At 67.2% G+C, this 9,233-nt stretch carries 7 protein-coding genes; 3 read left to right on the top strand and 4 right to left on the bottom strand.

Translation table 11 applies throughout. The annotated features are described in order from the left end of the window. The 3 genes from FFS56_RS19205 to FFS56_RS19195 all read left to right on the top strand — a co-directional run. On the top strand, positions 1-1,416 hold a 1,416-nt coding region (locus tag FFS56_RS19205; RefSeq protein WP_249353008.1), incomplete at its 5' end, for an ABC transporter permease. Between the two features lie 209 nt (positions 1,417-1,625). After that, positions 1,626-3,722, top strand: a complete 2,097-nt coding sequence (locus FFS56_RS19200; protein WP_127011516.1) for a UDP-N-acetylglucosamine 2-epimerase — start codon at positions 1,626-1,628, stop codon at positions 3,720-3,722. Next, on the top strand, positions 3,719-4,450 hold the full coding sequence (locus FFS56_RS19195; protein WP_127011515.1) for an HAD family hydrolase: 732 nt from the start codon (positions 3,719-3,721) through the stop codon (positions 4,448-4,450). Before FFS56_RS19200 ends, FFS56_RS19195 begins: the two co-directional genes overlap by 4 nt. A 6-nt stretch (positions 4,451-4,456) precedes the next feature. Here FFS56_RS19195 and FFS56_RS19190 read toward each other — a convergent pair whose 3' ends face one another. The 4 genes from FFS56_RS19190 to FFS56_RS19175 form a co-directional block, all read right to left on the bottom strand. Next, complete coding sequence (locus tag FFS56_RS19190; protein WP_127011514.1) at positions 4,457-6,400, bottom strand: glycosyltransferase; 1,944 nt, start codon at positions 6,398-6,400, stop codon at positions 4,457-4,459. Positions 6,401-6,477: 77 nt separating this feature from the next. Beyond that, positions 6,478-7,140: a PIG-L deacetylase family protein gene (locus FFS56_RS19185; RefSeq protein ID WP_164734063.1), complete on the bottom strand. Its 663-nt coding sequence runs from the start codon at positions 7,138-7,140 to the stop codon at positions 6,478-6,480. Positions 7,141-7,353: 213 nt separating this feature from the next. Continuing rightward, on the bottom strand, positions 7,354-8,394 hold the full coding sequence (locus FFS56_RS19180) for a DUF11 domain-containing protein (RefSeq protein WP_127011512.1): 1,041 nt from the start codon (positions 8,392-8,394) through the stop codon (positions 7,354-7,356). A 224-nt stretch (positions 8,395-8,618) separates the two neighbouring features. Beyond that, entirely contained in the window at positions 8,619-8,882 is a 264-nt protein-coding gene (locus tag FFS56_RS19175; protein ID WP_127011511.1) for a hypothetical protein, read from the bottom strand. Positions 8,883-9,233 lie beyond the last annotated feature (351 nt).

Genomic DNA, 9,233 nt, shown 5'->3' with positions numbered 1-9,233 from the left:
CCCCGACTCGCGTGGTTGCGCGACCGCGGGATGGGCGCCAGCATCCTGGTCGCGGCACTGTCCGCGGCGTTCGGCGTGCTCCTCGTGGAGATCACCGCCTACATCGGCGCCGTCATCCAGGATGATCCTGGGTTCGCGGGCAGCGGCACTGCCGTGACCGTCGTCGCGATCCTGACCGGCGTGCTGACGGCAGTGGCGATGTACGTCGCGGCCATCGTCACCGCCAACACCTTCTCGACGATCATCGCCGGCCGTACGCGGCAGATCGCGCTCATGCGCCTGATCGGAGCGACCGCGCGATCGCAACGCGCGCGGGTCGGCAGGCAGGGACTCGTCGTCGGACTCCTCGGAGCAGCGATCGGTCTGCTCGCCGGGCTGCTGCTGGCGATAGTCGGAGCGGCGATCGGGGCAGGGATGCTGCCGAATGCGCCGTCGGACTTCTCCGTCGTCCAGCCTTTCACTCTCCTGCCCGCGACCGGAGTCGTGGTCACGACCTGGGCGGCGGCCTGGGTCGGTTCTCGGCGCGTGCTCGCTGTGACGCCGCTGCAAGCGCTGGGGGGCGCCATCGAGCGCACGCACGACGAGGTCACCCGGAAGGCGAGCCGCCACATCGGAGCGTGGCTCCTGCTCACCTCCGGTGCGGTACTGCTGGTCGGCGGAGCACTGGCGGGACTACTCAGTCCGCTCGGAGTGCTCATCGCCTTCCTCGGCGGCGTGCTCTCCTTCACCGGGATCGCCGTAGGATCCGTGCTGTTCATGCCGATGATGCTGCGCCTGGTCGCGCGGATGTTCGGCTCGAGCGTCACGGCTCGTCTCGCTGCCGAGAACGCGCTGCGCTACCCGGAGCGTTCGTCGCGGATGGCGATCGGCGTGGTGATGGGCGTGACCCTGGTGACCATGTTCGCCGTCGCGTCGGAATCCGCGAAGCGATTGATGGTGATCGTGACAGGCGAAGGGACTGCGGAGTCGTTCTACACCTGGATCGACTCCTTCTCCGCGATCATGATGGTACTCGTAGCCGTCTCCGCCGCCATCGCTGCGGTCGGCCTCATCAATCTCCTCACCATCGGCGTCGTGCAAAGACGCCAGGAGCTCGGGCTGCTCCGAGCGATCGGTCTGTCACGGGGACAGATCCGGCGGCTGATTCTGCTGGAAGCCGCGCACATCACGATCACCGCAACCGTGACGGGCATCTTCCTGGGCGTGTTGTACGGCTGGATAGGCGCGCAATCGCTTCTCGGCTCGCTGGGCGCCGCAGTCCCCGGAGGAACCGCGACCATTCTGGGACCGCAGATCCCATGGATCCCCATCGTCATCATCGTCATCGCCACCAGCCTCCTCACCCTGGTCGCGGCTGTGATGCCGACACGCCTGGCGACTCGGTCATCGCCGATTGACGCACTCGCCCACGGCTGAGCCACCACTCGCCCATCGGGCATTCCCACTGTCCTTGGCCGCACCCCTTCTGAGAAGAGCCGGCGCTGTCACCTGGAGCGGCGCCCGTAATCATCGCACCTCTTCGGCGTCATGGCCATCGGGCAACCGCGCTCCCCAGATGCTGCGCGGTGCTAGGCACGCACGGCAGATCGCCACCGCCACGTCACGACAAGAGGGATGAGACCACCATGCGCACAGTAGTCACGGGCAGCGCCGGCCCCGCCGGCACGACGGTCGTCGACCACCTCACGCGCCGCGGCCACTGGGTCGGTGCGGTCGACGTCGAGGAGCACGGCGCCGGACAGACGATGGCGGACGCGTGCGCCACGATCCCCGCTGCCCATGATCCTCGGTACCTCGACTCCCTGCTGTCGCGCCTCTCCGCCTGGCACGCCGATGTCCTGATCGTCACGACGGCCGAAGAGCTCGCTGTCCTCGCCCCCGCGCGGGACGCTCTGGTCGCCGCCGGCACGCGCATTCTCCTGCCTTCGGCGAAGGCCGTCGCCGTCTGCCAGGACAAGCTGGCCTTCGCCGGAACGTTGACGGCTCTGGGGATTCCGACCCCTCGAACGTCGCTGGTCGGGGAGCCCCTGCCGCCGGGGCCGTGGATCTCGAAGCCACGCGTCGGCCGAGGATCACGGGGCATAATCGCGCATGATGACATCGCTTCGCTTCCCCGGCAGTTCGACACGACCCGCATCATCCAGGAGCGTCTGACCGGTCGCGAGTTCACGGTCGACTTCCTCTCCGACGAGACCTCGCGGATCGTCGCCTATGCCTCCCGGTGGCGCCTGGCCGTGCGCGGAGGGATCAGCGCGAGCGGCCAGGTGTTCGAAGACGACGCCCTGCACGCCGTCGTCGATCGAATGGTGCGCGGCCTGCGCTATGTCGGGCCAGGGAACGCCCAGGGATTCATCGACTCCGCCGGCGCCGTGAACATCGTCGAGCTCAACCCCAGATACTCCGGAGGTCTGGGGATCAGCCTTGCCGCGGGCGCGGATCTGGTCGGCACCTACCTCCACCTGGCCTCCGGCATCTCCGCGCGCCCTTCTCGCGGCGAACCGGGAGCCGTGGTCGACCGCTTCTTCGCGGCGGCGGCTCCGCGTGGCAGCCGCTTCTTGACGGCGACCCCCTCCTCGCCATCGTCGTCGCACACACGTCGTCGGCTGCTCGCCGCGTTCGGCACGCGCCCGGAGGTGATCAAGTTCTCGGGAGCGAATCGCACCTTGCTCGGCGAGCACGACGTGCACATGGTCTACACCGGACAGCACGGCCGAGGCCCACTCGGCGCGACCATGACGGCGGAACTCGGCTTGCGCGTGGATGAGACCTGGACCCTTCCGTCCGAGTCGAACGAGAGGATCGGGGCCCTCGTCACGAAGGCCATCGACGTCCTGGAGCGACAGCAACCGGAAGCCGTCGTCCTCCTCGGCGACACCGTCACCGTCCCGGTCTTCGCCCTGGCCGCGATCGACCGCGGGATCCCTCTGGTCCATGTGGAGGCGGGGCTGCGCTCCTACAACATCAGGTCGAGGGAGGAGGGCTATCGCCGCATCCTCGCGGCGAGCGCACGCGTGCACTTCGCCCCCACACAGAGGGCGGCCGCCGCTCTCCTCGCCGAAGGCGTACCCGCTCACACGATCGCGGTCGTCGGAAATCCCGGGCTCGATCCGCTCGCCGGCCGGGGCCTCTCCCGAATCCCTCTGCCAGAGCGGGAGGGAATCCTCTTCACCGCCCATCGCCCCACTTCCGTCGACGCGCGCGAGTCGCTCGCCCACGTCGTCGAGGTGGTCGAAGGGCTGGCCGCAGACGGACACTCGATCCGCTTCCCCGTGCATCCGCGTACCCGCGAACGGCTTCTGCATCACAACCTGTGGGACAGGCTGAGCGCCACCGGGGCGGCGCTGACCCCGCCACTGGGCTACTGGGAGATCGTCGAGGCACTCCGGCACTCCCGGGCAGTCGTGACCGATTCCGGCGGCTTGCAGGAGGAGGCGGCGTGGTTCGGCGTGCCGACCGTGATCATCCGTGGCTCGACTCCGCGCTGGGAGGGCATCGAGGAGGGTTTCTCGATCCTCGCCGGACTGGACGCGGATGCAGTCAGAGGGCACGTCCGAGCTTTCGGATCGAACGGGTCTCTCGAGCTGCTGGCAGACCGCACTGTTCCGTTCGGTGACGGCACCAGTTGGGCGCAGATCTCCCGCATCCTCGGCACCGATGATGTGGGGCACCTGCTCGCTCAGGGCGAGCCGGACTTCGTCGGTCGACAGGTGCCCGTCGCATGAACACGATTCCTCGCTGCCCGTACACTCGCCCTGCGAGCACGCATGCCCTGACCCACCTTCCTGTCGCCGTCACCTTCGATCTCGATGACACGCTCTATCCCCAGTCGTCATGGCTCGAAGGCGCATGGCAGGACGTCGCTCAGACGGCTCAGTCCGCGTTCGACGTCCCTGCAGAAGTGGGCTTCCCCAGACTGATGGCCGTCTCCGCCGAGGGTTCCGCCCGCGGCGGCATCATCGATACTGCGTTCCCTGAACTCGATCCCGATCAGCTCACCGCTCTCGTGAGCGCTTTCCACCAGTACCGCGCCTCCGAGTTGGAGCCGTACGTCGGCGCGGTCGCGATCCTTCGAGGGCTTCGATCGCGCGGAGTCTCGACCGCGTTGATCACCGACGGTGCGCCCGCGGGCCAGCACAACAAGATCGATGCTCTCGGCATCCGCTCCCTGTTCGACGTCATCACGATCTCCGACGAGCACGGTCGCGCCTACCGCAAACCGCACGAGCTCCCCTTCCTCGAGACCGCGCGCGCTCTCGACATCCCGCCCGCACGGATCCTCCACATCGGTGATCGCTGGGACAAGGACGTGAAAGGCGCCGAGAACGCCGGCTACCTCGGCTGCCTCCGCGTGCACACGGGCGAGTACGGGCACGTGCCGTGCCAGGCCGACGGGAAGGGGACGCGCTGCGTGCGTGATCTGGCGGGCGCAGCCGCCCTGCTCTTCACCTGACCCGGCTCACGCATCGATCTCGATCCGCGCCGCACGCGCCGGGATCGCCACGAGCACGACGAAGGACATCATCACAGCAACGATGACGAACGCTGACGCGATGGTGTCATGGGCGAGCCTCATCGCATCGAACCCGGCGAAGTCGGCGATCAGCGCCAACCCGCCGATGCGGACGACGTTCGCACCGAAGGCGAGGCAGATCGATGATGCCGCCCCCAGGATCAGGGACCACGTCGGCGCCAGCGGTCTCAGCACCAGGCAGATGAGCAGTGCTCCGAGCATCACCGGAGCGATCGAGCACCCGATGTCGGTGACCAGGAGGAAGAGCTCACCCCTGCGATCGTAGAGCCACAGCCTGTCTCCATCTGCTTCGATCCGAGTGTGCGCCACCGCGCGGAGGATTTCGCTCACCGCGCTCGTCTCGATGCGGCGCACCCAGAACTCGCACACCACGTATGCCGCGGACCCGATGGTGATGGCGATGGCCGTCAGCGCGAGGATACGGAACCCTGGAACGAGTTCCGTCATCGGCGACCTGCGCCGCGCCGGCGGCGCAACCCTTTCACCTTGCGCCCGCTGAAGAGGCCTATCGGGGAGGACGACCTGCTCTCCCGACAGCTGGGCCCTCTCCGCTTCGAGTTGCTCGGCCCGCACCGTCTTCGCCCAGGAGTAGCGGCGCCCGAACAGCCCTCGAGCCCACGCCGTCGTCACGATCCCTACCCCGAGGATGACCAGGAGGAGAAGCAGGGGAGCCATCAGGAATCGCCGGGACGGCGCTCTGGCCGCGACGAGTGCGATCCCGACCGGAATCAAGGGCCCCCACACAAGGAGCGGCCAGAGTCCCACGAGCACCGCAGTGCTGGTCGGACTGGCGACCCCGAGCAGCGCAGCGACCCCCATCAGCACCAGGCCGACGGTGCAGATGACGGGGAGGTGATAGATCGCGAGGTAGAAGAGGAGCTCAGCCTTCTGCACTCCGCGGATCGTCCGCGAGCGCACCAGGTCGAACACGTAGTCACGGAACACCTGTTGATGGCCGAGCGCCCAGCGATGCCGCTGTTTGATGTACGCCCACAATCCGGAGACGGCCTGCTCGTAGTCGACGGCCCGCGGCTCGTAGGCGATGCGCGCTCCAGCGAGGTAGATCCGCATCGTGATGTCGGTGTCCTCTGTGACCGACATCACATTCCAGCCCCCCATCGCGGTAAGAACGTCACGACGGATCGCACAGTTCGACCCGCCGTACGAGGGTGCGCCGGCATACGCCGTCCGACCCCTCTCGTTCACGACGAACCCGCCGAGGTAGTCGAGCGCGACGAGCTCCGATATCAGGCTCGCGTCGGCGTTGTAGACGACGCACCTCCCCTGAGCGGCCGCGACGTCATCGTCGTCGAACACCGCTGTCAGATACCGCAGACAGTAGCGATCGGGGCGATGGTCCGCGTCGAAGACCACGACGATGTCGCCCGTGGCATGTCGGAGCGCGTCGTTGAGCGCGCCGCTCTTGCCACCGGTGGCGTCCGCACCGCGTGCGAGGACCGTCAGCGCAGGCCAACCGACCTGCCACTGCCGCAGTCGCTCCAGAGTCGCATCGGCGGATCCATCGTCGACCATGATGATCTGAAGAAGGTGCGACGGGTAGTCCAAGGCCGACAGATGGCCCAGGAGATCGTCGATCACGCGATCCTCGTTGTGACAGGCGACCAGTACCGAGACCGTCCGGCGTGCGACCGGAGGACGACACCCACGTCCGGCCATCATCGATCGAGAGGCCGCGAACGAGATCGTGAAATTCCGCACGAGGGCGATCAGGAAGATGAGCGAGACCACGCCGAAGATGATGCCGAGCGCGAGCGTCGGTCCCGCGAAAGCCGCCACAGCGGCAAGGACCACCAGCACGACTCCCCATGCACGACGCTCCTTCCGTGCGGAACGGAACTGACGGCGCACCGAGGGAGATTGTCGGAAGGGGGGCCCGTCTCGCCGGAGCGCGGGGAGGGACTCGGCCGCCGCCAGCGCGGCCGAGATCACAACGCGATCTCCGTCCAGGTCTCGGCCGCATCCGCCATCGATTTCTCCGCTTGCTCGACATTCCAGACGAAGCGAAACGGGACGAAGCTCTCGGCGTAGGTGATGCCACCCTGGAATCCTCGATAGCGCATCAGCGCCTCGACTGCTTCGAGATCTACCCGGCGGCTGTGCGCAACCTGACTGGCGTGCGCCCTCAAGGCTGCCAGCTTCGCACCGACGAACCCTGCGACGTCAGTGAAGACGGTCGGAGCGAAGCCGGTCGTCGACGGCGACTCGAAGTGCAGCAATCGCGCGACATCTCGGCACGCCGACACAGCCGCCTGCGCGGTGGCTCGGTGATCTTGGTGCGAGTCATGCGGACTGTGTGTGTAAACGACCACGGGGTGGACTCTCCTGACGACCTGTTCGATCGAAGCGATCAATTGTTCAGGGGAATCGCCGGCTCGGCCGTCCGGCAGCCCGAGCCACTCCAGCTCCACTCCGAGTGCTGCCGCCGCGGCGGACTGCTCGCGGTACCGCACCTGCGCATCCGCCCCGCTCCCCCGCGCACCGTCCGCCACGACCAGAACCACGACCCGGTGACCTGCAGCGATGTGTCGAGCAAGCGTGGCCCCGCATCCCAACTCCACATCGTCAGGATGAGCCCCGATCGCGAGCACCGTTCCCGCCTCGCGTCTCCCGCCGCCCACCGCTGCTTCGAGTCCCCGTCGATAATCAAGCTTCAGCACCTGCGACCCTCCATGTCTAGCGCGCGTCCTTCCCTCGCAGCTCTCGCTCCCTCGAGGGAGAGCGCGACGGCGTCGTTATCGTTGCCCATCCGAAGAGCGGGTCCGGACCCCCGGTGAGGCCCGGGACCCGCTCCGTCGATGGAGCTATGCCCTCGCCTTACGTCGGAGCGCGGCGAGCATGCCCGCTGCGCCTGCGAGGATCGCGGCACCGGCGAAGCCTGCGAGCGGGACAGGGCTCTCCTTCGTCGGGACTTCGACGATCGCGTTGTCCGTGTTGTTCGACGGGTCGCTGTCGGTGGTCCCCGACTTCACGGTCGCGATGTTCTCGATCGTGACGCCAGGAGCACGCACCACGCCGGTCAGGGTCACGGTCTTGGATTCGCCCACGGCCAGCGATCCGCCGTCGAACTGCAGCTTCCCGCCGGAGATCGCGGCACCGGCGGTGCTGGTCGCCCACGTGTCGATTCCGGCCGGAAGCCCGTCGGTGACGGTGTAGCTCGGCACATCCGCCGGGCCGTTGTTCGTGACCTTCAGCGTGTATGTCACGGTGTCACCGACAGCGGCCTTGGGCTTGTCGACATCCTTCGCGATGCCCAGGTCCGCAGAGGTGCCGGCCTGCGGAGCGAGCACGTGGTTGTAGGTGTACGTGAACTGATCGCGCCACTCGGTGAAGGCTCCGCCCATGACCTGTTGCGTCGCCGCATTCGTGATGGTCTGCGACGGGACAGGGGTGGCCGATCCATCGGGGGCGCGGAACGTCGCGACGAAGTCCATCCGCTCCTGAGTCGCCGGCGCCGCTTCCTCCGGAGTCTTGCCGTCGAAGGTCCACGTCACGGTGTTCGCGGCCGCGTCGTAGACGCCGCCACGATCGGCGGAGACGAAGGTGGAACCTGCCGGTACCGGCATCACCACCCGGTATTTCACGCCTGTCTGCTGCTCGTCGTAGCGCAAGAGGACCGTCGCCCCTTCGGTGTACTGGGCGCCTGGTGCGATCGAAACATCCCGAGCGGGAGTCTGCGTCCCCGCCCCGTAGTACCCCCTCGGCTGCACGCCGACGGGGCCGAGGGACGTCGGCGCGAACTGATCGGCGGCGGCGGCCATCGGCACCGTGGTGCTGAGAATGCCGCCCAACAGCAGGCTGCCGACAGCGATGCCGAGCCCTGTCCGACTTGTCTTGATCTTCATGGTGACTACCTTTCTCTGATCCTCGGGCCCGGACAGGGCCTTCGGCCTAGGTGAGTGCAGTCGACGTCCGTCCGATCTCGCGCCTCGGAGCAGCCTCGGAAAGGCGGGAACGAACCATGGCGCAGCTTGGGCTGTGCACGCTCACTCACCCACCTGTAACTCCGCGCAGCTCGATTGATTACGCAGAAGGAGAGAATTCGAGCCAGGAGCGGATGGATCGGAGGCTAGAAGTCGTAGCCGTAGTACCCCACCGACGCAAGAGGGAGGCCGTCACCTTGTCCCTTCCAGACGGCATCGAAGGTGATCGTCACCTTCTCACCCGACGCGAGGGGACCGTTCCACGTGATCTCCGCACCTTCGATGGCGACATCGCCACGAGTCGCACTGAGAGTGGACGGGCTCAGCGTCCCGTCGTCGAGGATCCCGGCGGTACTGAAGTCGATCCTGCTCTTCGTCGAGTCGATGGCGCCGTGGTTGATGAACTCCATCTGGTAGGTGACGGCCTGGCCCGGAAGCGGGTTCGTGGGGCTCGAGTTGAACGTGTACTGGAAGGACAGGCATGCCGACGTGGCAGCCTGCGGTCCCGATTCGCCGTGTCGTCCGCCGCGGCGACCGGAGCCGCGGAGAAGGCAACGAATGCCAGCGTGGTCAGCCCCACGCTCAGCGCGCCTTGGCGAATTGATGAGTGCTTCATGATGATGTCCTTTCTCTGCCCGCGAACACACCGTTCGCGGGATAGCACAACCGTCACACAGGCCTCATCCCAGGGGCAGCGCGGTCGACGCTGCATTCCAGGATGCCGAAACATGATTCATCGGAGACGGCGTTCGGCTGTGGGA

This window comes from Microbacterium sp. Beta (assembly GCF_005502545.1).
Taxonomy (GTDB): Bacteria; Actinomycetota; Actinomycetes; order Actinomycetales; family Microbacteriaceae; genus Microbacterium; species Microbacterium oxydans.
The sequence above is the reverse complement of the archived record's forward strand: the minus strand, read 5'-3'. Positions and strand labels throughout refer to the sequence as shown.